This window comes from Mesorhizobium sp. M1E.F.Ca.ET.045.02.1.1 (genome assembly GCF_003952485.1).
Taxonomy (GTDB): domain Bacteria; phylum Pseudomonadota; class Alphaproteobacteria; order Rhizobiales; family Rhizobiaceae; genus Mesorhizobium.
On record NZ_CP034447.1, the window covers coordinates 1418146 to 1442379 of the forward strand.

The window sequence follows — 24234 nt, forward strand, 5'->3', positions numbered from 1 at the left end:
ACCAAGTCATGAGAGCCGTCCGGCTGGAAGCAATCGGCAGCATTGCGCTTCGCGAGGTCGCCAAACCTTCACCAGGGCCGGAGGATGTCCTGGTGCGGATCGAAGCCTGCGGCGTCTGCGGCACCGACAGGCACCTTCTCCATGGCGAGTTTCCGTCAAAACCGCCGGTGACGCTCGGCCACGAATTCTGCGGCATCGTCGAGGCTGTCGGAGATGCGGTTGCCGATATCTCTGTCGGCGACCGCGTCACCGGCGACCCCAACATTTCCTGCGGGCGCTGCAGCCACTGCCGGGCCGGCCGGGTCAACCTGTGCAGCAATCTCAGGGCGATCGGCATCCACCGCGACGGCGGTTTTGCAGACTATGTCGTGATGCCGCAAAGCCAGGCCTTCCTCTTGCCCGCCGATCTCAAGCCGACGCATGGCGCCTTCTGCGAGCCGCTGGCCTGCTGCCTGCACGGCGTCGACCTCGCCGGCATCAAACCGGGCGCTTCGGTTGTGGTGCTCGGCGGCGGCGTCATCGGCCTGCTTGTCGTGCAATTGGCTAAGCTGGCGGGCGCCGCGACGATCATCCTGTCGACCCGGCAGGCCTCGCGCCGGGCGCTTGCCGAGGAGCTCGGCGCGACGGCAACCGTCGATCCAAGCGCCATCGACCCCATCGAGGCCATCGCCGGACCGGCTGGCCTGGTGCCTGGCGGCGTCGACGTCGTGCTCGAATGCGCCGGCGTTCCCGACACCGTGGAACAATCGATGCGACTGGCGAAGGCCGGCGGCACGGTGGTGATCGTCGGCGTGATGCCTCAGGGCCAGAAGGTCGCCTTCGAGCCCTTCGATGTCCTGTTCCGCGAGTTGAAGGTCCTTGGCTCCTTCATCAACCCCTTCACGCATCGCCGCGCCGCGGAGCTCGTCGCGTCGGGCGCGATCGAGATCGACAAGCTGATTTCGAAGCAAGTGCCCCTCGAAGAGGCGCCGCGCGTGATCTCGAACCCCGCGGCCCCCGGTGAGGTCAAGGTGCTGGTGGTGCCGAACAATAGCTGAAGCACCGGTTTTGCGCTCAGTTCTTCCCTTCTCCCCTTGTGGGAGAAGGTGTCGCCGAAGGCGACGGATGAGGGGTGCTCCAGCTTGGCGCAGACCTTCAGCGTTGGACGCCGCGACAGAATCGCCAACGCCTCATTCCTTCCAACACCCCTCATCCGTCTCGTCGCTGCGCGCCGATCCACCTTCTCCCACAAGGGGAGAAGGGGAGGGCCTTGCAAGGTCTTCCAGAAGGAAAGGCGGATCGCCTACAGCTTGCCGTTGCGCTGCTGCACCATCATGAAGGTGTCATAGTTGTATTCGGCGACCTGGGCCCAGAGATAGTGCTCCTTGCGGAAGCCCTTGATCGACTCCCAGATCTTCTTGAACGGCGCGTTGTTGGCTTCCATTTCGGCATAGACTTCGTTGGCCTTTTCGAAGCAAGCCGCCATGATTTCCTGGCTGAAAGGCGCCAGTTTGGCGCCGCCGGCCACCAGCCGCTTCACCGCCGCCGGATTGAGATTGTCGTACTTCTGCAGCATGTTCGCGTCGGCGGCTTGCGCGGCCGTGTGTACCAGCGACTTGTAGGCCGGCGACAGCTCCTCGTACTTGGCCTTGTTGAACATCAGATGCACGGTCGGGCCGCCTTCCCACCAGCCGGGATAGTAGTAGTAGGGCGCGACCTTGTAGAAGCCGAGCTTCTCGTCGTCATAGGGGCCGACCCATTCGGCGGCGTCGATCGTGCCTTTTTCCAGCGCCGGATAGATGTCGCCGCCGGCGATCTGCTGCGGCACGACGCCGAGCTTCTGCACCACCTTGCCGGCGAAGCCGCCGATGCGCATCTTGAGGCCGGAGAGATCGGCCACGGTGTTGATCTGCTTGCGGAACCAGCCGCCCATCTGCACGCCGGTGTTGCCGCCCGGCAGACCGAACAACCCCTGCGTGGCCAGGAATTCGTTGAACAGGTCGATGCCGCCGCCATGGTAGTGCCAGGCATTGATGCCGCGCGCGTTGAGCGAGAACGGCACCGCCGCGCCCAGCGCCCAGGTCGGGTCCTTGCCCCAGTAGTAGTATGCCACCGTATGACAAGCCTCGACGGTGCCGGCAGCGGTGGCGTCCGCAGCCTGCAGGCCGGGCACCAGCTCGCCCGATGCGAAGACCTGGACCTGGAAATTGCCGTCGGTCGCTTCCGACAGCATCTTGGAGAAGACTTCCGCGCCGCCATAGATCGTGTCGAGCGATTTCGGGAAGGACGATGCCAGCCGCCACGTCACTTTCGGATTGGACTGGGCTATCGCCGGCGTGGCAAGCGCTGCGGCCGCTGCCGCGACGCCGACGCCGGACGCACCGGCCTTGCGGATGAATGAACGACGATCCATGCAGTTTCCTCCCTTGTGGATCAGCTGACCGACATTCGGGCATCCTCGCCGCCCGGACCGGTTGGGGAAGAAACATACACAGGCGAGAGGTCGAGTCCAGTATCGGGGGCTATGTGCAACTATAGTCTAACGCCAAATTTCGTGGCCTATCCGTGGAGATGAAACTTGCCATGGCAAAACGCCCTCGGATCGCCTATTTTGTAGGCAGAATAATCCGTTAGCCCTCAATGGAACCGATATCCAAATGCAGCAGCCGCTCGTCGCCGTCTCGACCGATGTCCGCCAGTTCGACAACTACACCTGGCATGCCGCCCCGCAGCAGTATATCGAGGCGGCGATCGCCGGCGCCGGCGTGTTCCCGCTGCTGGTGCCCTCTTTCGGCGACCGGCTGGATTTCGACGAACTGCTGTCCTCGGTCGACGGCGTCATGGTCACGGGTTCGAAATCCAATGTGCATCCGTCACTCTACGGCGGCGACGCAACCGAGGCCAACGGACCCTACGATCCGGCGCGTGACGCCACCACGCTGCCGCTGATCCGCAAGGCGATCGAGCGCGGCGTGCCGCTGCTTGCCATCTGCCGCGGCATCCAGGAACTGAACGTGGCGCTGGGCGGCACGCTGGGCACCGAGATCCACGAGCGCGAGGGCACGCTCGACCACCGCGCGCCGGTCAGCGACAATCAGGATGAGCGCTTCGGCATCCGCCAGGCGATTTCGATCAAGCCCGGCAGTTGCCTGGCAGGCGTGTTCGGCGCCGGCGAGATCATGGTCAATTCCGTGCACCGCCAGGCGGTGGACCGGCTCGGATCGAAACTGCAGGTCGAGGCGGTGGCCGGCGATGGCACCGTCGAGGCGGTCTCGGTGAAGGATGCCCGCGCCTTCGCGGTCGGCGTCCAGTGGCACCCCGAATATTGGGTGAAGTCGGACAGCAACTCGGCGAAGATCTTCCGCGCGTTCGGCGATGCCGTGCGCCTGCATGCGGCGGCGAAAGCCGGGGCGCGCGCGGCGGCAGAGTAGGCTGCTTACAGGAAAATCCGGTAGCTATTCGTCGCTGTTGAGCGCCAGCAGCGGCGCGGCCGGCGCGTAGGATTCGTAACCGTCGCCATCGGCGACGCTGAAAGTGACGATCGGATCGATGCCGTTCTCGCTGAAGGCGACCGTGCCGTCCGCCTGCTCGCGCCAGAATTTCACACGCTCGATGCCGGGCATCAGCGTGCGGCAATCAGGAGCGAGGCTGAGCCGCGACAGCCCGTCCGACACCTCGGCGCCGCGCTGGACGGCGCAGGCCGCTTCGTCGCCATTGGCCGTCAATTTGTAGATGCTTGACGCGGCGGGCTCGTTGGCCGCGCTTTGGCTATCGCCGCCATGCAGGAACTGCACGCCCCCGAACAACGCAACCGACGCAACCAAGCCAGTCAACAGCTTCACTCTGCTTCTCCGCACCAAGAGCGCGTCGCGCTTTTTTGCCTCTGGTCCACGCATGTCGCCGTCTCCAAACTTTCGGCGATATGCATAACGAAGTATGCACAATGATTCCAAAGGGTTAATCAGGCGTTAATAAATGTGGCCGATCAGGCGCGCGGCCTGATGTTGATCGTCTCCGGTACCGCGGTCAGCGGCCGGCGCTCGCCGAACCAGGAAATCAGATTGTCGACGCAGAGATCGGCCATGGCCCGGCGGGTGTGGTCCGACGCCGAGCCGACATGCGGCAGAAGCGAGGTGTTGGGCGCTTCGAGCAGGGCCTGAGGCACATTCGGTTCGTCGGCAAAGACATCGAGCCCGGCAGCGGCGATGGCGCCGTTATCGAGAGCCGCGGCGAGAGCCGCCTCATCCACCGTGCTGCCGCGGCCGATGTTGACGAAGACGCCGTTCGGCCCCAGCGCCGACAGGATCTCGGCATTGATGGCCTTTTCCGTCGATGCGCCGCCTGGCGCGATGCAGATCAGCGTATCGACCGCCTCGGCCAAGCCCTTCAGCGTCGCATGGTATTCGTAGGACAGGCCCTCGACCTTGCGGCGGTTGTGATAGGCGATCGGCAGGCCGAAGGCCTCGAGGCGACGGGCGACGGCAAGGCCGATTCGGCCCATGCCAAAGATACCGATGCGGCGGCCGCGCAAGGTGAGCCGGCTCAGACGATAGTTGCCCTGCTTCACCCAGTCGCCGTCGCGCAGCCATTTCTCGGCAGCGTACATTTCCCGCACGGTGTTGATCAGCAGGCCGATCGTGGTGTCGGCGACCTCCTCGGTCAGCACGTCCGGCGTGTTGGTGACCATCACGCCGCGCTTGGCCGCGTGATTGGCGTCCACCGAATCATAGCCGACGCCAAAATTGGCGATGATTTCGAGATTGGGCAGCGCATCGATCATGGCCGCGTCGATGCCGCCGAAGCAGGCGATGCCGCGCACGACCTCGCGCATCTCGCCGGTAACGAGCGACGGATCGGCGCGCTCGATCCGCACGCGCCGGAATGCCTTATCGATCCGGCCGACCGCGTGGTCGTTGAAATGCCCGGGCACCAGGATGGCGACCGGGAACCTTGCTTCGGCTTTTGTCATTGGCGCTCCACCGGCTTGCCGGTGGACTGGCGCACATGCAGCTCCGGCTTGATCAGTTCCTGCGAGGGCCGCACGGCCTGCCCGTTCAGCTTGTCGAGCAGCGCGCTGGCGGCGCGGCGGCCGACTTCGCGCTGGCCATTCCAGACCGTCGTCAATGCCGGAGTTGCGATTGCGGCCTCCTCGAGATCGTCATAACCGGTGACCGAAATGTCGACGCCCGGCACGAGGCCGGCCCGCGCAATGCCGTTCATCAGTCCGATGGCGACCAGATCATTCCAGCAGCAGGCGGCTGTCGGCTTGTCCTTCAGCGCCAGAAACTGTCCCGCGGCCTCGAAACCGGCCTGCTTGGTGCGCGGCCCGGGAATACGCCATGACGGCTTCACCTCCAGCCCGGCCGCCTCCATCGCATTGAGATAGCCCTGGTAGCGGTCGCGGCCGGTGGACGTCTGGTCGGTGCCGCCGATCATGGCGATGCGCTTGTGGCCGAGCGAGATCAGGTGGTTGGTCGCGAGCGCCGTGCCATAGGCATCGTCCCCGCGGAAGACCGGCACGTCGGCTCCGGCGACGGTGCGCGCGATCAGCACCGCCGGCAGGCCGTTTTCCTCGGCCATGATGATGTCCTCGGCCGGCGTGCCGATTGCCGGCGACATGATGACGCCGTCAGCGCCGAGCTGCAGCAGCGTGTCGATGAAGGTGCGCTGCTTTTCGAGCTGGTCGTAGTGATTGGACAGGATGAAGGTCTGGCGGCTGCGGTCGAGCTCGCTTTCGATCGAGCGCAGGATCTCGGCGAAGAACGGGTTCATGATGTCGTGCACGACGACGCCGACAATGCCGGAGCGCGAGGTGCGGAGGCTGGCGGCGCGCCGGTTGTAGATATAGCCGATGGCGCGGGCGTGCTCCTTGATGCGCTCGCGCGTGGAGCCGGCGACCAGCGGGCTGTCGCGCAGCGCCAGCGATACCGTTGCCGTGGACACGCCGAGCGCATCCGCGATCGTCGAAAGCTTGATCTTCTGTGCCAGTGCCCTTTGCTCCCCAAGGTCCTCGGAAACACGTTTTTAAATTGTTTAAATTCGGCCTTATGCCATCGATCGGGAGCAATTCAAAGTTTTTTCGCCAGGGTCTCGGCTTCGGTGTCGAGCGAGGCGGAATTGCGCAGGCGCAGCCGGTGCTCGCGATGGATTATGTAGAGGCCGCTGGCGACGATGATGGCCGCACCAAGCAGCGTCCAGCGGTCGGGAAGCTGGTGGAAGATCAGCCAGCCGGAAACGATCATCCACACCATTTGTGAATAGGGGTACGGCGCAAGCGCGGTGGTGGTCGCGAGGCGATAGGCCTGGACCAACAGCCAATGGCCGCCGGCGCCGAACACGCCCAGCATCAACAGGATGAACCAGGGCCAGCCGTCCTGCGGCAGCGCATGCGAGAACGGCAGCATCGGCACGAGCAGCACGGCCGGCGCCAGCGCCGAGAACAGGATCAGGCTCTCGGGCGTCTCCGTCGCCGACATGCGCCGCGTCATGATGACGTAGAAGGAGTTCGACAGCATCGAGCCGAGCGCGAAGAGATGACCTATGCCGAACACCCCGACGCCCGGCCGGGTGATGATGAGGACGCCGACGAAGCCGGCGAGGATCGCCAGCCAGCGCCGCCAGCCGGCCCATTCGCCGAGCAGCGGACCGGCCAATGCGGTGATCACCATCGGGCCGAAGAAGTAGATCGAGGTGGTTTCGGCAAGCTGCAGCGTCCTCAGCGCCAGGACGTTGAACATGGTCGAGCCGAAAAGGAGGCACCCGCGCAGGATATGCGCCGGCAGGTTGTTGGCGCGGAAGCGCAACGGCTCCCGCCAACCGCGCAGGAAGACGCCGACAAGCAGGACATGGACGGTGAAGCGGGTCCAGGCGACGATCAGCGCCGAGACGCCGGCAAGCACCAGGTATTTGCTCGAGGTGTCGAGAAAGGTGAAGCAGACATAGACGCAAAGCATCAACAGCATCGCCGCGGGCGGCGTTGCGCTGTCGTCGGGGTTTCTGGGAACGCTCAAGGTCAGGCCGGGGGAAAGGTAGATGCCTCCCTTTTGCGGCAATCGCCGCCGGCCGGCAAGCCTAAAGCGACTGGCCCAACAAGCGCCCGGGACAGGCTTAGTGCGCACTGCCGTTGACGACTAACCTGAGCCCTTCAATTCTGGAGGCGGAGCAAGGAGCAAAGCAACCCCTACTCCCTACTCCCTACTCCCTACTCCCTACTCCCTACTCCCTACTCCCTACTCCCTACTCCCTAAATCAAGCATGCATGCGGGCGCCCTTGGTGATCTTGTCGACCAACTTCTTTTCAGCACGCAGCGCAATGCCGACCATCCTGGCGTCGTCCGGCGCGAATTCAGCGAAGACGGCGCGGTTGGCCACGTCATGGCCGGTCGAGAACATCTCCTCGACATAGGCCGATGTGATCACGCCGCGCTCCAAAGCCCGGCGATGGATGGTGCTGAGGGTCGGCCCGTCCGCCGAGAGAACGATGACGGGCTGGATCGACAGCGGATTGAAAAGATTGCCGGCGCGATCGCGATAGGGCTCGCCGATGATCTGAGGGAACTGCGCGACGATGCCGCTGGTCAGGAACGCGGTGACGTTGAGCTTCTGCCAGATGGCGAGGTCTTCCCTCAGCACGATTGCAAATTTCGTGTCGAACACCAAAATGCTTCTCCAAAAGGTGACCCATGACGGGCATGGATGAGGCGATGGCGTACGGTCTAGGCGGTGAGGCGCTGGAGGGTCTTGAACGTTCGTGCGCGGATGTGATCGCCGCCGGGGACCGGATCGTTTCGGCGCCCGGCGCCATCGGGCTCGAACGCATCGAAGCACGCTTCCACGGCAACGCCTTCGATCTGCACCGCCACGATACCTATGCCATCGGCGTGACGCTCGACGGCGTGCAGCGCTTCCACTATCGCGGCGCGCTTCGGCACAGCCTGCCCGGCCAGGTGATCGTGCTGCATCCCGACGAACTGCACGATGGCGGCGCCGGCACCGAGGACGGCTTGCGCTACCGGATCCTCTATCTGGAACCGTCGCTGCTTCTCGACTGCTTAGCCGGCACGGCGCTGCCTTTCGTCGAGGACGCGGTGGTCAGCGACGCCGGCCTGCGGGGCACGCTGCTTTCAGCCCTTGCGCCGCTGGATGAAGAGCTCGACGATTTGTTCGTCGCCGATTTCATCGCGCAGCTGGTACAACATCTGAAACATCATGCCGGAGAGCCGGCAAGACCTATGGGAAGGACGGCATGGCGCGCCGCCGCGCTTGCGCGGGACTATATCGAGGGGAATGCCGGGCGGCCGGTTCGCTCCGATGAGCTCGAGGCTGTCACCGGCCTCGACCGCTATGCGCTGTCGCGCCACTTCCGCGCGACCTATTCGACCAGCCCGCACCGCTTCCTCCTGATGCGCCGGCTGCAGCGGGCGCGGCGCATGATCGAGATGGGAGAACAGCTCGCCGAAACAGCTGTTGCGGTCGGCTTCAGCGACCAGAGCCATTTCAACCGGCATTTCAAGAAGGCGTTCGGGCTGACGCCGGGACGCTGGGCGGTGCTGGTGCGAGGGCGCGACGCGAAAGCGTCGTCGCTCCAAGCACCGGCTTAGCATTGTAAGCACGACGCGCAGCGTCGTCGCTCCACGCACCACCCAAGCATCGGTGGCTTAGAGGAAAGGGCGACGACGCTGCGCGTCCCGCCTGAGCGCTAATTACCGGGAGCCTCGCGGTTAAGCGACGACGCTGCGCGTCGCGCTTTAATCATCCAGTTCCGCGTCGTCGTCGATGAGGACTAGGTCTTCGTTCGACAAGTTGGCCTCGATACGGGCGAGAAGCTTGAACAGCGCCTTCTGGTCCTTCTTGTCGAGGCCCTTCAGCGCCTGCTTTTCGGTCTTCTTGACCGATTTCTCGATGGCGCGGATGGTTTCGCGGCCGGCGTCCGTCAGGAAGATGTGGGCCTGGCGCGCATCGGCGTTGGAGGCGCGCTTTTCCAGAAAACCCTGCGCCTGCAAGCGGTTGATGGTCTTGGTGATCGTCGGCGGGCGCACGCCGAGCCGCCCGGCGAGATTGCCCGGGGTCTGGCCGTCCTCGCGATCCAGCGCCAGCATGATCTGGTCCTGGCCGGCGTAGAAACCGTGCGCCAGAAGCCGCGCCGCAAGCGCCGTTCGCGCCAGCCGCGCCGCCGAATGCAGCCGGCTCATTGTCGCTGTCTTGTCCGCCTTGGCCATGGTCCTTCCCTCTTCGGCCGAACCGGCGCGGACAGCATAGAGGCTGTCCGGCGGCTGGCAAATGACGATCTAAAGAGTCCGGCTTGCAGAACGCTTTGCCGGCAAGCATTGCGGTGCCCGCGCAGGTGATGCCAGATGTTTATTTCAGTTAGATGACAAACGACTTTTGAGGCGGCGAGATCCACAGCGGAAAGTCCGCAAGGGTGAGGCAACGCCCGTGCGGCTGCCCCATTAGGCCGTCCTGGTCACCGCGAATCCATCCACGGTGCCTGCCCCGATCGGAGTATCCGCTGGCCCACCGGTTTGGTGCGTGCAAAAGCCGCCCCCACACCCTATATGAGGCCGACAAATCCTTTAGGGCACAGATTTTCGAGGCAACCCATGAGCGATGCACAGACGCAGATCCCCGTAACCGTTCTCACCGGCTATCTCGGCGCGGGCAAGACGACGCTGCTCAACCGCATCCTGTCGGAGAACCACGGCAGGCGTTACGCCGTCATCGTCAACGAGTTCGGCGAGATCGGCATCGACAACGACCTGATCGTCGAATCCGACGAGGAAATCTACGAGATGAACAATGGCTGCGTGTGCTGCACGGTGCGCGGCGACCTGATCCGCGTGGTCGAGGGCCTGATGCGGCGGCCCGGCCGCTTCGATGCCATCGTCGTCGAGACTACCGGTCTTGCCGACCCGGTGCCGGTGGCACAGACCTTCTTCATGGACGATGACGTGCGCTCGAAGACCAAGCTCGACGCGGTGGTGGCGCTGGTCGACGCCAAGCACCTGCCGCTGCGGCTGAAGGATTCCAAGGAGGCCGAGGACCAGATCGCCTTTGCCGACGTCGTGGTGCTGAACAAGACCGATCTCGTCACCCCGGAAGAGCTCGAAAAGGTCGAAGCGACGATCCGCGCCATCAACCCGGCGGCCAGGATCCATCGCACAGAGCGCGCCGGCGTGGCGCTTCGCGAGGTGCTCGACCGTGGCGCCTTCGACCTGTCCCGCGCGCTGGAGAACGATCCACATTTCCTCGAGGCGCATGATCATGACCACGACCACGACCACCACGATCATGACGGGCATGACCATCATCACCACGACCATGCTTCGGATATCCACGACGTGACGGTGAAGTCGGTGTCGCTGCGCGGCGGCGAGATGGACCCGAAAAAGTTCTTCCCCTGGATCGAGAAGGTGACCCAGATGGAAGGTCCGAACATTCTGCGGCTGAAGGGCATCATCGCGCTCAAGGGCGACGACGAGCGCTATGTTCTGCAAGGCGTGCACATGATCCTCGAAGGCGACCATCAGCGCGCCTGGAAGGACGGCGAGAAGCATGAGAGCCGGCTGGTGTTCATCGGCCGCGACCTCGATGAAGAGCGGCTCCGCAAGAGTTTTGAAGCCTGCCAGGCGGCTTGATTTTCGGACTTTCAGGCGCTAGCGCTGCCCTTCTCTCCTTCTCCTCTTGCGGGAGAAGGTGGCCGAGCGAAGCTCGGTCGGATGAGGGGTGTTCCAGCTTGGCGATGACGGCGCTCCGTCCAACACCCCTCATCCGTCTTGGCGCTACGCGCCAATCCACCTTCTCCCACAAGGGGAGAAGGGGGAGCCACACCTAGCCGCGCCGGCTCGTGATCTCGAATGGACCAGTGCCCATGCCCACAGTCGCCCCGCTTGATCTCGAAGGCCATTGCGTCGCCGCCGTCTTCCTCAACGACGTGCCGCATTTCGCGCTTGCCGACGGCACGATCCACCGGTTGGACAATGGGCACAAGACCGTGCAAGCCAATGACGGGCTGCTCGCCGCCTTCCATGACGCAGCCAACGACCGGCTGATCACCGGCGGCGAGGACGGCAAGGTGTTCGCAGTGAAGGCCGGCGGAGAGGCGAGCGAACTCGCCAGCGCCGGCAAAAAATGGATCACCAGCGTCGCCGCCGGCCCGCAGGGCGCGATCGCCTATGCCTCGGGCAAGATCGCCTTCGCGCGCTTTGCCGACGGCAAGATCAAGGAGTTTACCCATCCACGCTCGGTGGAAGGCCTGGCCTTCTCGCCCAAGGGCATGCGCTTCGGCGTCGCACGCTACAATGGCGCGACGCTGCATTTCCCGGCCGCCGACGGCAAGCCGGTGGAACTCGAATGGGCTGGCGCCCATACCGGCATAACCTTCTCGCCGGACGGCGCCTTCCTGATCACCACCATGCAGGAGAACGCGCTGCACGGCTGGAAGCTGGCCGATGGCAAACACATGCGCATGAGCGGCTATCCGGGCAAGGTGAAAAGCCTGTCCTGGAGCGTGAAGGGCAAGTGGCTGGCAAGTTCGGGCGCGCCGGCAGCGATCGTGTGGCCATTCGCCAGCAAGGACGGGCCGATGGGCAAGGCGCCGCTGGAGCTCGGCACGCGCGGCAACACGATGGTGACCTGCGTCGCCTGCCACCCCAGCCAGGAGGTCACGGCCATCGGCTATGAGGACGGCATGGTGATCGCGGCGCGCTTCGCCGACGCCAAGGAGGTGCTGCTGCGCCGCCCGGGCAAGGGCGCGATCACCGCGATGATGTGGGATAAGGAAGAGCGCCGCATCGTCTTCGGAAGTGCGGCCGGCGATTGCGGCGTGATCGATATCACTGCTTAGGGAATAGGCAGTAGGGAATAGGCAGTAGGAAAAAGAGAGCGCCCTACTGCCTAGTCCCTACTGCCTATTGCCTGAAAGAGGGGCCTTCATGCATTCAATCGACCATTCGTCCATCGGCGGCATCGCTGCCGCCCGCATCGCTGAACTGCGCGAGGCAGAAGCGGCCGCGTTCCGCAAGGCACGGCCGAAATCCGAGGCGAAGGTTGGCAACGGGATGGCCGGCTTCCTCGGCGGCGTGCCTATGCACTGGATGACCGACTGGCCGACGCCGTTCCCGATTCTGGTCGACGGCGCTAAAGGCGCCACGATCACCGATGTCGACGGCAACAAGCTTGACGATTTCTGCCTTGGCGACACCGGCTCGATGCTCGGGCATTCGCCGCCGGCGGTCGCCCGCGCCATCCGCCGGCAGGCCGGGCGCGGCCTGACCTACATGCTGCCCAGCGAGGATGCGCTGGCGATCGGCCCGCTCCTGCAGCAGCGCTTCGGTCTGCCCTATTGGCAGATCGCCACCACCGCCACCGACGCCAACCGCTTCGCGCTTCGTGTCGCCCGCGCGGTGACGGGGCGGGAGAAAATCCTGGTCTTCAACGGCTGCTATCACGGCTCGGTCGACGAGACGATGGTGCGGCTGATCGACGGCAAGCCAGTCAACCGACCCGGGCTGGCCGGCGAATTCCGCGATCTCACACGGGCAACGAAGGTCGTCGAGTTCAACGACATCGCCGCACTGGAGGCCTCGCTTGACGAGCGCGACGTCGCCTGCGTCATCACCGAGCCGGTGCTGACCAATTCCTACATGGTGCTGCCGGAACCCGGCTTTCACGACGCACTGCGTCGCCTCACCCGCGCGGCCGGCACTCTGCTTCTGATCGACGAGACGCACACCATCTCCACCGGCCCTGGCGGTTACACACGCAAACATGGACTGGAGCCGGACCTGTTCGTGCTCGGCAAGCCGGTGGCCGGCGGCGTACCGGCCAGCATCTGGGGCATGAGCGAAGAGGTCGCCACCCGCTACGGCGCCTATAACCGGACGAAGGAGCCCGGTTACTCCGGCATGGGTACGACGCTGTCGGCCAACCCGATGCAATTCGCGGCGATGCGCGCGACGCTGGAAGAGGTGATGACGGAGGAGGCCTATGCCCATATGGACCGGCTGGCGCGCCGCCTCGACGCCGGGCTGACCGCCGTCATCGACCGTTATCATTTGCCCTGGCATGTCGCGCGCGTCGGAGCCCGGGTCGAGTTCATCTGCGCGCCCGGTCCGCTGAAAGATGGCAGCGAGGCGGAGAAGGCGCATGCGCCGGAACTCGAGGCAGCCATCCATGTCGCGCTGGTCAATCGCGGCGTGCTGATCGCACCGTTCCACAATATGATGCTGATTTCGCCGGCGACGACGGCGGCGCAGGTGAGCCGGCTGATCACCGCTTTCAGCGCGGTTGCGGCCAGGCTTACGGCGTGAGACAAGCAGTTGGAAGATTGGCAGCCATGGACAATCCGAGCACAGTTGCGACCTCCCCTTCAGGCTCGACGCCCGCCGAGGCGAAGGCTTTTCTCGACACCCATCCCGACATCGAGGCCTTCGACATCGTGCTCACCGACGCCAACGGCATCGGCCGCGGCAAGATCGTGCGGCGCCACGAGCTGATGGGCATTTTCGAGAATGGCCGTCATATGCCGATCTCGATCCTCGGCCTAGACATCACCGGCGAGGACGTCCACGAAACCGGGCTGATCTGGGACAGCGGCGACGGCGACCTCAGGGCCTGGCCGATACCCGGCACACTGGTGCCGCTCCACGGCACGCAGCCGCCGCGCGGCCAGGTGCTGATGGCGATGTATCATCTCGACGGACTGCCGATGTCGTCCGATCCACGGCTGGCGCTGGCCCGGCAGGTGGACATATTGGCGGCCAAGGGTCTGCATCCGGCCGGCGCCTTCGAGCTGGAATTTTTTCTCCTCGCCAACGAACGCGATGTGGACGGCAAGGTGCAGGCCGCCCGCGCGGTGCTCGACGGCCGCCGCTCGGGCAAGACGGAAGTCTATTCGGTCGACCATCTGCACGGCATGGAGCCGCTGTTTTCCGACATCTACGCCGCCGCCAGGGCGCAAGGCATTCCGGCCGAGACCGTCATTTCGGAATATGCGCCCGGCCAATACGAACTGACGCTCAACTACCGCAAGGATGTGATGCGGGCGGCCGATGACCTGGTCATGCTGAAACGGCTGGTCCGGGCGCAAGCGCGCCGGCACGGCGTCACCGCGTGCTTCATGGCAAAGCCGATCGAGACCTATGCCGGCTCGGGCATGCATTTTCACGTTTCGCTGCAGGACGATGCGGGCCGGAACGTCTTCACCGAAGCCGTCGGCGAGAAATGGTCACCGAGCCTGCTCAACGCGCTCGGCGGCCTGATCCACACCATGGCGGAATCGATGCTGGTTTTCGCGCCGCATGCCAATTCATGGCGGCGCTTCGTCTCGCAATCCTATGCGCCGGTGGCGCCGACCTGGGGCGTCAACAACCGATCGGTGGCGCTGCGCGTGCCGGCGGGCGACGCCAAGAACCGCCGCATCGAGCACAGGCCGTCCGGCGTCGACGCCAATCCCTATCTGGTGGCGGCGACCGTGCTGGCCGGCATCGTCAAGGGCCTCGACGAGGGGCTCGACCCCGGACCGGAGACGACCGGCAACGGCTATGAGTCCGCCCCCGCGGACACGACCATGCCGGTGGACTGGCGCGCCGCGATCGAGGCGGCCAGGCGCTCCGATTTCCTGAAATCGGCGCTCGGCCCCGACCTGCACCGAACCTTCGTGGCGATCAAGCAGGCGGAATATCTGCGCGTCGCCCGCACCGTCAGCGAGCTGGATTACCACCTCTATCTGCACGAGGTGTGAGGCACCGGCAGGAACCATCGACAATCTCGCCCATTCAACATCGAAGCGGACGAGGGATGGACGATGGCAGGCACGACTCCACATGAGCCGGCGACTTCCGGCAGACGCGCTCGAGCGGGACACGCCGAACCGCCGGACGACGCAGCGCCGATCGCCGAGTTGCGCGATGAGGCGACGGGTTGCCGCCGCTGCCCGCTGTGGCGCAACGCGACACAGACGGTTTTCGGCGAAGGGCCGGAAGACGCCGAGGTGATCTTCGTCGGCGAACAGCCGGGAGACCAGGAGGATCGGGCCGGCAAACCATTTGTCGGCCCGGCGGGCCGGATGCTCGACGCCACGCTGGAAGATGCCGACATCGACCGCCGGAAGGTCTATGTCACAAACGCGGTGAAGCATTTCAAATTCGAGCCGCGCGGCAAACGGCGCATCCACTCCAAGCCCAATGTCGGCGAGGTGCAGGCCTGCCGCTGGTGGCTGGACAAGGAGATCGGCCGGATCGAGCCCCGTCTTGCCGTGGCGCTTGGCTCGACCGCGGCGCAGTCCCTGCTTGGCAAAGCGGTACCGGTGTTGAAGAGGCGCGGCGAGGTGATCGAGCGCGATGACGGCTTACGCGTCTTCATCACCATCCACCCCTCGCTTATCCTGCGCATCCGCGAGCAGGAGGACAAGGAGGCGGAGAGGGAGCGGTTTTTGAAGGATATGCGGAAGGTAAAAGAGTTGATGGCTGCTTGAATGATCAGCGTGCCCGACCCCGCGCAGAGGGGCGACGCTGCTGCACGGTAGTGCGACGTTGAAGATTAGCCGAAACGCTCGTCCGTGGCTCGGCGCTACCTAACCAGAATCGCCCTGAGATCATTCACATTCGTGCCCGTAGGTCCCGGCACGAACAGATCACCCACCGCATTGAAGGCCGTCCAGGCATTGTTGCCGGCTAGCATCGCCTTGGCGTCGACACCCGCCCCGCGCATGCGCGACACGGTCGAGCCGTCGGCGAAGGCGCCGGCATTGTTCTCCGAGCCGTCGATCCCGTCGGTGTCTGCCGCCAGAGCATGGATACCATCCACACCGTTGATGGCGATGGCAAAGGCGAGCAGGAATTCCGAGTTGCGGCCGCCCTTGCCCTTGGCGCGCAAGGTCACCGTCGTCTCGCCGCCTGAGAGGATCAGCACCGGCTTGGCGAAGGGGCGGTTGCGCGTCGCCACCTCGCGCGCGATAGCGGCATGGACACCACCGACCTCGCGCGCCTCGCCTTCGATCGAATCCGACAGGATCACGGCCTCAATGCCTTGCCGCTTCGCTTCGGCTGTCGCCGCTTCCAGCGACACGCCCGCCGAGGCAATGAGATGCACCTCGTTGCCGGCAAAGCGCGGGTCGTTGGGTCGCGGCGCATCGGCGGCGGGCGATTGGATATGCGCCATGACGGAGGCCGGAAACTTCATGTTGTAGGCGGCGATCGCCGCCAGCGCATCCTCACGGCTGCCGGTGTCGGGGACGGTCGGTCCCGACGCAACCAGCGCCGGATTGTCGCCGGGGATGTCGGAAACGACCAGCGACACGACCCTCGCCGGATGGGCGGCGGCGGCAAGGCGACCGCCCTTGATGGTCGAGACATGCTTGCGGATGGTATTCATGGCCGCGATCGGCGCGCCGGAGGCAAGCAGCGCTTCGTTGACGGCGATCTCGTCGGCTAAAGTCAGGCCGGGAGCGGGCGACGGCAGCAGCGCCGAGCCGCCGCCGGAAATCAGCGCCACCACCAGATCGTCCGATGTCAGACCCCGCACCTTCTCCAGCAGCCGGCGCGACGCTTCGAGGCCTGCGGCGTCCGGCACTGGATGCGCCGCCTCGATGATCTCGATGCGCTCGCATTTCGCGCCATAGCCGTAGCGGGTGACGACCAGCCCGTCGATCGGCCCTTCCCAGACCTTCTCGAAGGCCGCCGCCATCTGCGCCGAGCCTTTTCCCGCGCCGATGACGATGGTGCGGCCCTTCGGCCTTGCCGGCAAATGATTGCGGATCGTCTTTTCCGGTTCGGCGGCAGCGACGGCGGCGTTGAAGATCGACGTGAGGAAGGACTTTGGATCGGTCATTTTTCTTCCGGCGGCAACCTGAACTTGCTTGCGTCGATGCCGAGATGGGCGCAGAGCGCATCGACCACGACGCCGTGGTCATCCCTTTCAGGCAGACCCGAGACAGCAATGACGCCGACGACGCCAGCGCCCTTGACGGTTACGGGAAAGCCGCCGCCGGCGAGCACATAGTCGGCGATGTCCAGCGCCTCGCCGATCTTGAAGGTGCGGTCGGGCCGCTGCTGCTCCAGCACCATGCGGTAGGTGCTTCTCAGATAGCGTTTCACGACATTGATCTTGCGCCGCGCCCAGTCGGGATTGGAGGCATTCGAACCCGGCATGGCGGCATAGAAGAGCGGTCGGTCGAAGGTCCTGATGTCGACGATGATCGGCAGATTTTCCTTGAGCGCCCGTTCCCGTATCGCCGAGCCGATCTCGAAGGCTGTGGCCTCGTCGAAGGCCGGGAAGACCAGCGCCGCTTCCTGTTTCTTGATCAGAGCGATGTCGTCGGCGGCAGCCATGGCGTTCCCCTGTCAATGTCCGACGCACGCTTTGGCCGATGGCTGACGCCGGGTCAAGCGCGGAGCGCGTGGAATGGCGTTATGCCGCGATGGCGCTCTTTGCCGGCCGGCCCGCCACATAGACCTCGCGCACGGCGCGATCGTCGCCCAGCGTCTGCAGCAGGAAAAGTTCCTCGGCCAGCGTCTCCACCGTCTCCATCCTCAGCCGCATCGCCGGCGTGGCGTAGGCGTCGAGCACGACGATGTCGGCGTCTGTGCCTTCATCGAGCGTGCCGACTTTGTCGGCGACAGACAGCGCCTCGGCATTGCCGCGCGTCAACTGCCAGAAGGACTGGAACGGGTTCAGCTTCTCGCCGTTCAGCGCGATCACCTTGTAGCCCTCGTCCATGGTGCGCAGCATCGAATAGTTGGTGCCGCCGCCGACATCGGTGGCCGCGGCGATCCGGAGCGGCTTTTCGCGGCGGCGGTAGCGCTGGTAGTCGAACAGGCCGGAACCGAGGAAGAGATTGGAGGTCGGGCAGAACACCGCCACAGAACCCGACTGCGAAAGCGCATCCGCCTCACGGTCGGAGAGGTGAATGCAGTGGCCGAACAGGCTCTTCCCGCCCAGCAGGCCGTAATGCTCATAGATATCGGTGTAGTCGCGCGACCAGGGATAGAGCTCCTGGGTGAAGGCGATCTCGGCGTGGTTTTCGGACAGATGCGTCTGCATGTGGAGATCGGGATGCTCGCGGCAGAGCGCGCCGGCCATCTCCATCTGCTCGGGCGAGGAGGTGATCGCAAAGCGCGGCGTGACGGCATAGAGCTGGCGGCCCTTGCCGTGCCATTCGGCAATCAGCGCCTTGGTGTCGTCATAGCCGGTCTGCGGCGTGTCGAGGACGCCGTCCGGCGCGTTGCGGTCCATCATCACCTTGCCGGCGATGTTGAGCATGTTGCGGTCATGGGATTCGGCGAAGAAGGCTTCGGCGGAAGATTTGTGCACCGAGCAGTAGGCGGCGACCGTCGTCGTGCCGTGGCGCAGCATTTCATCAAGGAACAGCCGCGCGATGCGGCGGCCATGCTGCGCGTTCCGGAATTTCGTCTCTTCGGGAAAAGTGTATTTGTTCAGCCAGTCGAGCAGTTCGGCGCCGTAGGACGCGATGACCTGCATCTGCGGAAAATGCACATGGGCGTCGAGGAACCCAGGCAAGATGAGATGCGGGCGATGGTCGATCGTCTCGACGCCGGTGCCTGCGCGCTTCTTGACCTCGGCATAGGGACCGGCGGCAACGATCTTGCCTTCGTCGAGCAGCAGCGCGCCATCCTCCTCGTAGCGCCAGGCGGCATGGTCGTCTATCGCTTCGGGCCAGCGCAGGAAAGAGAGCGTGCGGCCGCGCAGGAGTTTCGATGTCATGCTTACTTTCCGGCGCCTTCGAACCAGGCGACCAAAAGGGCCCGTTCCTGGTCGGTTGTCTGGGTGACGTTGGCGGGCGGCATGGCATGCGCCCGGCCGGCCTGCAGATAGATCTCGCGGGCATGCTCGGCGATGCGCGCGTCGGTGTCGAGCATCACGCCCTTCGGCGCATGGTAGATGCCTTCATAGACCGGCTCCTCGGTATGGCACATCGAGCAGCGGCCGAGCACGGTGTCGCGCACGGCGGCGAAGTGGGCCGAAGCCATGTAGACCTGGGCTGCAGCCGATGCGGCAGAGGTCTTCGGCTCGCCGGTCAGCACCTTCGGCACGGTCGAGAGCCAGACGATGATCATGAACAGCACGGCGGCGCCGAGCCAGGTCCAGGTCGGGTTGCCCTTCCTTGCATGCACCGTGTTGAAATAGTGCCGGATCAGCACGCCGATGATGAAGACCAGCGAGGCGATGACCCAGTTGAACTCGGTGCCGAAGGCCAGCGGGTAGTGGTTCGACAGCATCAGGAACAGGACCGGCAAGGTCAGGTAGTTGTTGTGCAGCGAGCGCTGCTTGGCGATCTTGCCGTATTTCGGGTCCGGCTTGCGGTCGGCGATCAGGTCGGCGACGACGATCTTCTGGTTGGGGATGATGACCATGAAGACGTTGGCCGACATGATCGTGGCGGTGATGGCGCCGAGATGCAGGAAGGCGGCGCGGCCGGTGAAGAGGTGGGTGAGGCCCCAGGCGATGAAAACCAGCACGCAGTAAAGCACCAGCATCAGCCCGGTGTCGCTTTTGCCGAGCGGCGAGCGGCACAGAAGATCGTAGACGATCCAGCCGACGCCGATTGTCGCCAACGACAGCAGGATGCCGACCGGCACCGAGACGTTGAGCACGTTGGGGTCGATCAGGAAGAGATCCGCCCCGGCATAATAGACCACGCAGAGCATGGCGAAGCCCGACAGCCAGGTGGCGTAGGATTCCCATTTGAACCAGGTCAGGTGCTCCGGCATCTCGGCCGGCGCCACCAGGTATTTCTGGATGTGGTAGAAGCCGCCGCCATGCACCTGCCATTCCTCGCCGAAGGCGCCGGCGGGCAGGCCGGGACGCTGGCGAAGCCCGAGATCGAGGGCGACGAAATAGAAGGAGGAGCCGATCCAGGCGATGCCGGTGATGACATGCAGCCAGCGGACCGCGAAGCTCAGCCAGTCCCAGAAAATCGCAAAATCCATCATCGAGTCGCCCCTGGGAAATCGTCCCTGCCGGTTGCACGACTTTACGGGCTGGCGCCGAAACGAAAAGAGGCGGGGCCCGCGATGACTTTCAAAAAAAAATGGAAAATACTACGCTCACCACACTGAGCCGTTTGAGAGCCACGACAGCCGCATGGCCTATCTCGACAACATCGCCGTCTTCGTCCGCGTCGTCGAGCTCGGCAATCTTTCGGCGGCCGGTCGCGACATGCGCATCTCGCCGGCGGTCGCCTCCAACCGCATCAAGGAACTGGAGAAGCATCTCGGGGTCAGGCTGTTCAATCGCACGACAAGGCAGTTGATGCCGACCGAGCATGGCACGGTGTTCTACACCGGCGCCAAGCAGGTCCTGGAGGCGATCACCGAGGCAGAAGCCGCTGTCGCCGCTCTCTCCGGCCAGCCACGCGGCACCATCAGGGTGACGGCGCCGCTCGGCCTCGGCCGGCGGCTGATCGCTTCCGGCATCCCGGACTTCCACGACAAATATCCCGATATCGAGGTGCGGCTCAGGCTCTCCGATCACAATGTCGACATCATGAAGGAAGGCATCGACGTCGCCTTCCGGCTCGGCATCATCGAGGATTCGAGTCTCAGGATGCGCGGCATCATGGACTGCGAGCGCGTGCTGGTGGCGGCGCCGAAATATCTGGAAGCGCGCGGCGAGCCGGTCGAGCCGCAGGAGCTGATCGGCAAGAAGCACGACTGCCTGATGCTGCGCTACGCCGGCACGCGCGAATATGTCTGGACGCTGCAGACGCCGAACGGCGTGCAGAAATTCGAGGTGCACGGGCCATATGACACCGACGACGGCGACGTTCTGACCGGCTGGGCGCTGTCGGGGCGCGGCATCATCAACAAGCCGCGCTTCGAGGTCGAGCCGTTCATCCGCGACCAGCGGCTGAAGGTGATCCTGGCCAAGACCCCGCCGACGCCGGTGCAGTTGGCCGCCGTCTATCCGCACAAGAAGCTGCAGGACCCGAAGGTGCGGCTGCTGCTCGACTTCATGGCCGACCGCTGCCAGCGGCTGATCAAGGACATTCTTGCTGGTAAGTAAGGGCTGGCCGGCAAGTAGGGACTGGTCGGCAAGTGACTGGCTGCTGGCCCAGCCGATCGGGTTGCCTTGCCTGGGGGCGAGCCTAGGTTGATAGCGACGTCGCTGGCAGCCGAATGGGCAGCACAATGTATCTCGCCGTTTCGCTCAACATTGCTTCCGCCGCCGGGCAGGCCGGCCTGACATTTGCCGAGATCGCCGGCTTCGTGCGGAAGGTAGAGGCGGCCGGGATCGATATGGTCGTCATCTCCGATTCAATGGACGAGCGATCGAGCAGCCCGTTCGAGGCGACGACGCTTCTGGCGGCACTGGCGACGGTGACCGAAAGGATCGGGCTGGTGGCCAGCGCCTCGACATTGGCGCACCAGCCCTACAATCTGGCGCGCCGTTTTGCTTCGCTCGACATCATCAGCCATGGCCGCATCGGCTGGAATGCGACGATGCGGCAAAACCCGCGCGAGGCAGCCAATTTCAGCCGGCCGGAAGGCATAGCCGATGACGATTTCCGCCGCCGCGCGGAAGAGTTCATCGGCATCGTGCAGGGTCTGTGGCGAGGCTGGGATGCGGACGCCCTGCTTTTCGACAAGGCCGCCGGCCGGTTCCACGATCCGGAAAAGATGCATCTCCTCGATCACAAGGGCGAGTTCTTCTCGGTGCGCGGGCCGCTCAATGTCGCCCGCTCGCCACAGGATATGCCCGTGCTGGTCATGTCCGGCCTGGCGGCGGCCGATCTCGATTTCGGCGCCCGCGTCGCCGATGTCATCCTGGTCAAGGGCAAATCACCGACAGACGCAAAGGCGGCTTGCGACGACCTGAAGCGCCGGGTGTCACCCGCCGGACGCACACCGGATGCCGTCAAGGTGCTTATGACCGTTGCCGCGACACCCGAGCTTGCGACCAACAGGCTGGAGGACTGGTTCAGCGCGGAAAGCTGCGACGGTCTCAACATTGCTTTGCCTGCTGATCTTTCGGCGTTCGACGACTTCACCGACCGCCTGCTGCCGGCGCTTCAACGTCGCGGTCTGGTTCGGTCGATCCACCACGGCACTACGCTGCGCGAGCATCTCGGGCTTGGCGCGGGAGGAGGACAATGAGCGCGCGCCAGATGAAGCTCGGCCTGTTCCTGTGGGCGACCGGCCACCATATCGCCGCCTGGCGCCATCCGGACGCGCATGTCACGGCCGGCATCGACATCGAGCATTACATCAAGCTGACGCGGACGGCCGAAGCGGCGAAGTTCGACATGATCTTCTGCGAGGACGCCGCCGGCCTGCGTGAAGCCAACATCAATATCGCCAGGCAGACCTCGCGCTCGATCGGCTTCGAGCCGATCAGCCTGCTTTCGGTGCTTGCAGCCCAGACCGAGCGCATCGGCCTCGTATCGACGGCGTCGACCAGCTACAACGAGCCCTACGGGCTGGCGCGGGCCTTTGCTTCGCTCGACAATCTGAGCGGCGGCCGGGCCGGCTGGAATCTGGTCACCTCGGCCAGCCCTATCGAAGCGGCAAATTTTGGTTCGACAGGCTTGAGGCCGCATGCCGACCGCTACGAACGCGCCCGCGAATTCGCCACCGTCATCACCAGCCTGTGGCACCGCAAGGCGGCCGGCCATGACGGCCAAAGTTTTTCGGTGCGCGACCCGCTCGACATACCGCCCTCGCCGCAGGGCGCGCCGGTAATGGTTCAGGCCGGCGCCTCCGACGACGGCAAAGATCTCGCCGCTCGGACCGCCGACGTCGTGTTCAGTGCGGCGCAGACTCTTGAGGAGGCCAAGGCCTTTTATGACGATCTCAAGGGGCGGCTGGCCGCCTATGGCCGCCAGCCGGACGACGTCAAGATCATGCCCGGCGTGGCGCCGACCGTCGCGGCAACAAAAGCCGAGGCCCAGGCAAAATACGATGCGCTGCAGGAGCTGATCCCCGACGATGTCGGCGTCGCGCTGCTTTCCAGCTATCTCAGCATTTCCGACCTCTGGCGCTACCCGATCGACGGGCCGCTGCCCGAACTGCCGGAGAGTGAAGGCATGAAAAGCCGGCAGGCTTTGGTCATCGAGCAGGCCCGGCGGGACGGCCTCTCGATCCGGGACCTCGCACGCTACTTTGCCGGCGCGCGCGGGCATTGGCGCGTCGTCGGCACGGCCGATCAAATCGCCGACGAATTGCAGGCACGTTTCGAAGGCGGCGCCGCCGACGGCTTCAACGTCATGCCGTCCTGGTTCCCGGGCGAACTGGACGCCTTCGCGACAATGGTCGTGCCCGAGCTGCAGCGCCGCGGCCTGTTCCGGAAGGACTATGAGGGCCGCACATTGCGCGAGCATCTCGGCCTGAAGCGGCCGGTCTAAGCGGCTTCAGCCTGTGCGTCCATCAGCCGGGCCGTCCCCGAAACCCTGATCGAGCTGCCGGGTGTCGGCGGAATGTCGGCATGGAGGCGCGAGCGGATGCCCATGTCCTCGCCCTGGACGATGTCGATCGAGCCGCCATGCGGCCAGTCGAGATCGCGCAGATAGCCGGCAAAGGCCGCGGTGGCGGCGCCCGTCGCCGGATCCTCGTAGACTCCGCCCGAAGCGAAGGGATTGCGCGTGTGGAAGAGCCGCGGCGTTTCGGCAAAGGCGAGCAGGATCGTGATCAGCCTTTCGCGCCGCATCAGGGCCTGGCCCTGCTTGAAATCATAGGTCATGGCGGCCAGCGCCTCGCGCGACCTCAGCGCCAGCGCGAAATGGTCGGAGCCGCCATGGATCAGCGCCGGAGGAATGGCTGGATCGAGATCGCTTGCCGCGTAACCGAACAGCGCCAGCATTTCGGAGACAAGTCCCGGCGGTGCCGGCTTGCTGCGCGTCGGCGGAGACTGCAGCGCGGCGACAATGTTGGAACCGTCGCGGAATCCTTCGACGGTGATCCCGGCTTGATTGAGGGCCAGCGCGAAAATCCGGTCGCCGAACCGCCGGACCAGCCCGGCACCGAGCGCGATCGTGGCATGGCCGCAGAACGGCACCTCCGATTCGGGCGAAAAATAGCGGACGCGCCAGTTCTCGCCTTCGGGCGCAGCGAAGGCGGTTTCCGAAAAGCCGACCTCGGCCGCGACGCGCTGCATTTCGGCGGCATCCGGTAGGACGTCGCCAATCACGACGCCGGCCGGATTGCCGCCGGTGTTGCCGTCCGAAAATGCCGCTATGCGCAAAACGTCCATGTCGCTCGCCCTGTGTTCACAACTCGTGTTCGCCAGGCGCGCAGAAAACAC

Annotated in this window: 23 protein-coding genes; 11 read left to right on the top strand and 12 right to left on the bottom strand. The window is 64.8% G+C overall.

The genetic code is table 11. The features are described from left to right. The first annotated feature begins 8 nt into the window (after positions 1 to 8). Entirely contained in the window at positions 9 to 1037 is a 1029-nt protein-coding gene (locus EJ070_RS06610; RefSeq protein WP_126090611.1) for a zinc-dependent alcohol dehydrogenase family protein, read from the top strand. A gap of 245 nt (positions 1038 to 1282) precedes the next feature. On the opposite strand, the gene EJ070_RS06615 is transcribed toward EJ070_RS06610, so the two are convergent. Beyond that, positions 1283 to 2392, bottom strand: coding sequence for a TRAP transporter substrate-binding protein (locus tag EJ070_RS06615; RefSeq protein ID WP_126090612.1), 1110 nt, complete (start codon positions 2390 to 2392; stop codon positions 1283 to 1285). A gap of 244 nt (positions 2393 to 2636) precedes the next feature. Between EJ070_RS06615 and EJ070_RS06620 the strand changes: the two genes are divergently transcribed. Beyond that, complete coding sequence (locus tag EJ070_RS06620) at positions 2637 to 3410, top strand: gamma-glutamyl-gamma-aminobutyrate hydrolase family protein (protein ID WP_126090613.1); 774 nt, start codon at positions 2637 to 2639, stop codon at positions 3408 to 3410. A gap of 24 nt (positions 3411 to 3434) precedes the next feature. Here EJ070_RS06620 and EJ070_RS06625 read toward each other — a convergent pair whose 3' ends face one another. The 5 genes from EJ070_RS06625 to EJ070_RS06645 all read right to left on the bottom strand — a co-directional run bounded on the left by EJ070_RS06625 (position 3435) and on the right by EJ070_RS06645 (position 7635). Then, entirely contained in the window at positions 3435 to 3821 is a 387-nt protein-coding gene (locus EJ070_RS06625; RefSeq protein WP_126090614.1) for a hypothetical protein, read from the bottom strand. A gap of 143 nt (positions 3822 to 3964) precedes the next feature. Then, positions 3965 to 4948 (bottom strand): 2-hydroxyacid dehydrogenase, encoded by a 984-nt coding sequence (locus EJ070_RS06630; protein WP_126090615.1) that lies wholly within the window; start codon positions 4946 to 4948, stop codon positions 3965 to 3967. Next, positions 4945 to 5967: a LacI family DNA-binding transcriptional regulator gene (locus EJ070_RS06635; protein WP_052459475.1), complete on the bottom strand. Its 1023-nt coding sequence runs from the start codon at positions 5965 to 5967 to the stop codon at positions 4945 to 4947. Before EJ070_RS06635 ends, EJ070_RS06630 begins: the two co-directional genes overlap by 4 nt. Before the next feature lie 80 nt (positions 5968 to 6047). Further along, positions 6048 to 6932, bottom strand: coding sequence for a DMT family transporter (locus tag EJ070_RS06640; RefSeq protein ID WP_189350603.1), 885 nt, complete (start codon positions 6930 to 6932; stop codon positions 6048 to 6050). Between the two features lie 295 nt (positions 6933 to 7227). Then, positions 7228 to 7635, bottom strand: coding sequence for a DUF2000 family protein (locus tag EJ070_RS06645; RefSeq protein WP_126090617.1), 408 nt, complete (start codon positions 7633 to 7635; stop codon positions 7228 to 7230). A 47-nt stretch (positions 7636 to 7682) separates the two neighbouring features. Between EJ070_RS06645 and EJ070_RS06650 the strand changes: the two genes are divergently transcribed. After that, the gene (locus tag EJ070_RS06650; protein WP_126090618.1) at positions 7683 to 8579 is read left to right on the top strand and encodes an AraC family transcriptional regulator; all 897 of its coding nucleotides are present in this window, start codon (positions 7683 to 7685) and stop codon (positions 8577 to 8579) included. Between the two features lie 147 nt (positions 8580 to 8726). Here the strand turns inward: EJ070_RS06650 and EJ070_RS06655 are convergent, their stop codons facing one another. Continuing rightward, positions 8727 to 9197 (bottom strand): MarR family transcriptional regulator, encoded by a 471-nt coding sequence (locus EJ070_RS06655; protein ID WP_126090619.1) that lies wholly within the window; start codon positions 9195 to 9197, stop codon positions 8727 to 8729. A gap of 381 nt (positions 9198 to 9578) precedes the next feature. Here EJ070_RS06655 and EJ070_RS06660 point away from each other — a divergent pair, with 381 nt between their 5' ends. From EJ070_RS06660 to EJ070_RS06680, 5 genes are all read left to right on the top strand, one after another. Then, on the top strand, positions 9579 to 10613 hold the full coding sequence (locus EJ070_RS06660; protein WP_126090620.1) for a GTP-binding protein: 1035 nt from the start codon (positions 9579 to 9581) through the stop codon (positions 10611 to 10613). Positions 10614 to 10846: 233 nt separating this feature from the next. After that, the gene (locus EJ070_RS06665; protein WP_126090621.1) at positions 10847 to 11821 is read left to right on the top strand and encodes a WD40 repeat domain-containing protein; all 975 of its coding nucleotides are present in this window, start codon (positions 10847 to 10849) and stop codon (positions 11819 to 11821) included. A gap of 88 nt (positions 11822 to 11909) precedes the next feature. Then, positions 11910 to 13286 (top strand): aspartate aminotransferase family protein, encoded by a 1377-nt coding sequence (locus EJ070_RS06670; RefSeq protein ID WP_126090622.1) that lies wholly within the window; start codon positions 11910 to 11912, stop codon positions 13284 to 13286. A gap of 26 nt (positions 13287 to 13312) precedes the next feature. Continuing rightward, positions 13313 to 14719, top strand: coding sequence for a glutamine synthetase family protein (locus tag EJ070_RS06675; protein ID WP_126090623.1), 1407 nt, complete (start codon positions 13313 to 13315; stop codon positions 14717 to 14719). Between the two features lie 63 nt (positions 14720 to 14782). After that, positions 14783 to 15451 carry a UdgX family uracil-DNA binding protein gene (locus EJ070_RS06680; RefSeq protein ID WP_126090624.1) on the top strand — a complete coding sequence of 223 codons (669 nt, stop codon included), beginning with the start codon at positions 14783 to 14785 and terminating at the stop codon, positions 15449 to 15451. Between the two features lie 95 nt (positions 15452 to 15546). On the opposite strand, the gene EJ070_RS06685 is transcribed toward EJ070_RS06680, so the two are convergent. The 4 genes from EJ070_RS06685 to EJ070_RS06700 all read right to left on the bottom strand — a co-directional run bounded on the left by EJ070_RS06685 (position 15547) and on the right by EJ070_RS06700 (position 19928). Further along, on the bottom strand, positions 15547 to 16806 hold the full coding sequence (locus EJ070_RS06685; protein ID WP_126090625.1) for a glycerate kinase: 1260 nt from the start codon (positions 16804 to 16806) through the stop codon (positions 15547 to 15549). After that, positions 16803 to 17306: a heme-degrading domain-containing protein gene (locus EJ070_RS06690; RefSeq protein ID WP_126090626.1), complete on the bottom strand. Its 504-nt coding sequence runs from the start codon at positions 17304 to 17306 to the stop codon at positions 16803 to 16805. Before EJ070_RS06690 ends, EJ070_RS06685 begins: the two co-directional genes overlap by 4 nt. 79 nt (positions 17307 to 17385) lie before the next feature. Next, positions 17386 to 18699: a guanine deaminase gene (gene guaD / locus EJ070_RS06695; protein ID WP_126090627.1), complete on the bottom strand. Its 1314-nt coding sequence runs from the start codon at positions 18697 to 18699 to the stop codon at positions 17386 to 17388. A 2-nt stretch (positions 18700 to 18701) separates the two neighbouring features. Beyond that, positions 18702 to 19928, bottom strand: a complete 1227-nt coding sequence (locus EJ070_RS06700; RefSeq protein ID WP_126090628.1) for a urate hydroxylase PuuD — start codon at positions 19926 to 19928, stop codon at positions 18702 to 18704. 151 nt (positions 19929 to 20079) lie between these two features. Here EJ070_RS06700 and EJ070_RS06705 point away from each other — a divergent pair, with 151 nt between their 5' ends. The 3 genes from EJ070_RS06705 (at position 20080) to EJ070_RS06715 (ending at position 23338) form a co-directional block, all read left to right on the top strand. After that, on the top strand, positions 20080 to 21000 hold the full coding sequence (locus EJ070_RS06705) for a LysR family transcriptional regulator (protein WP_126090629.1): 921 nt from the start codon (positions 20080 to 20082) through the stop codon (positions 20998 to 21000). Positions 21001 to 21113: 113 nt separating this feature from the next. Then, positions 21114 to 22091, top strand: a complete 978-nt coding sequence (locus tag EJ070_RS06710; RefSeq protein WP_245464828.1) for an LLM class flavin-dependent oxidoreductase — start codon at positions 21114 to 21116, stop codon at positions 22089 to 22091. Next, complete coding sequence (locus EJ070_RS06715; RefSeq protein WP_126090630.1) at positions 22088 to 23338, top strand: LLM class flavin-dependent oxidoreductase; 1251 nt, start codon at positions 22088 to 22090, stop codon at positions 23336 to 23338. The genes EJ070_RS06710 and EJ070_RS06715 overlap by 4 nt, the downstream gene beginning before the upstream one ends. On the opposite strand, the gene EJ070_RS06720 is transcribed toward EJ070_RS06715, so the two are convergent. Further along, the gene (locus EJ070_RS06720) at positions 23335 to 24183 is read right to left on the bottom strand and encodes a PhzF family phenazine biosynthesis protein (RefSeq protein ID WP_126090631.1); all 849 of its coding nucleotides are present in this window, start codon (positions 24181 to 24183) and stop codon (positions 23335 to 23337) included. The genes EJ070_RS06715 and EJ070_RS06720 overlap by 4 nt on opposite strands. Positions 24184 to 24234: the final 51 nt, after the last annotated feature.

Coding starts and splice junctions, on each gene's coding strand:
- EJ070_RS06610 (WP_126090611.1), top strand. CDS start 9: ATGAGAGCCGTCCGGCTGGAAGCAATCGGCAGCATTGCGCTTCGCGAG.
- EJ070_RS06615 (WP_126090612.1), bottom strand. CDS start 2,392: ATGGATCGTCGTTCATTCATCCGCAAGGCCGGTGCGTCCGGCGTCGGC.
- EJ070_RS06620 (WP_126090613.1), top strand. CDS start 2,637: ATGCAGCAGCCGCTCGTCGCCGTCTCGACCGATGTCCGCCAGTTCGAC.
- EJ070_RS06630 (WP_126090615.1), bottom strand. CDS start 4,948: ATGACAAAAGCCGAAGCAAGGTTCCCGGTCGCCATCCTGGTGCCCGGG.
- EJ070_RS06640 (WP_189350603.1), bottom strand. CDS start 6,932: ATGCTTTGCGTCTATGTCTGCTTCACCTTTCTCGACACCTCGAGCAAA.
- EJ070_RS06650 (WP_126090618.1), top strand. CDS start 7,683: ATGGCGTACGGTCTAGGCGGTGAGGCGCTGGAGGGTCTTGAACGTTCG.
- EJ070_RS06655 (WP_126090619.1), bottom strand. CDS start 9,197: ATGGCCAAGGCGGACAAGACAGCGACAATGAGCCGGCTGCATTCGGCG.
- EJ070_RS06660 (WP_126090620.1), top strand. CDS start 9,579: ATGAGCGATGCACAGACGCAGATCCCCGTAACCGTTCTCACCGGCTAT.
- EJ070_RS06665 (WP_126090621.1), top strand. CDS start 10,847: ATGCCCACAGTCGCCCCGCTTGATCTCGAAGGCCATTGCGTCGCCGCC.
- EJ070_RS06670 (WP_126090622.1), top strand. CDS start 11,910: ATGCATTCAATCGACCATTCGTCCATCGGCGGCATCGCTGCCGCCCGC.
- EJ070_RS06675 (WP_126090623.1), top strand. CDS start 13,313: ATGGACAATCCGAGCACAGTTGCGACCTCCCCTTCAGGCTCGACGCCC.
- EJ070_RS06680 (WP_126090624.1), top strand. CDS start 14,783: ATGGCAGGCACGACTCCACATGAGCCGGCGACTTCCGGCAGACGCGCT.
- EJ070_RS06685 (WP_126090625.1), bottom strand. CDS start 16,806: ATGACCGATCCAAAGTCCTTCCTCACGTCGATCTTCAACGCCGCCGTC.
- EJ070_RS06690 (WP_126090626.1), bottom strand. CDS start 17,306: ATGGCTGCCGCCGACGACATCGCTCTGATCAAGAAACAGGAAGCGGCG.
- guaD (WP_126090627.1), bottom strand. CDS start 18,699: ATGACATCGAAACTCCTGCGCGGCCGCACGCTCTCTTTCCTGCGCTGG.
- EJ070_RS06700 (WP_126090628.1), bottom strand. CDS start 19,928: ATGATGGATTTTGCGATTTTCTGGGACTGGCTGAGCTTCGCGGTCCGC.
- EJ070_RS06705 (WP_126090629.1), top strand. CDS start 20,080: ATGGCCTATCTCGACAACATCGCCGTCTTCGTCCGCGTCGTCGAGCTC.
- EJ070_RS06710 (WP_245464828.1), top strand. CDS start 21,114: ATGGGCAGCACAATGTATCTCGCCGTTTCGCTCAACATTGCTTCCGCC.
- EJ070_RS06715 (WP_126090630.1), top strand. CDS start 22,088: ATGAGCGCGCGCCAGATGAAGCTCGGCCTGTTCCTGTGGGCGACCGGC.
- EJ070_RS06720 (WP_126090631.1), bottom strand. CDS start 24,183: ATGGACGTTTTGCGCATAGCGGCATTTTCGGACGGCAACACCGGCGGC.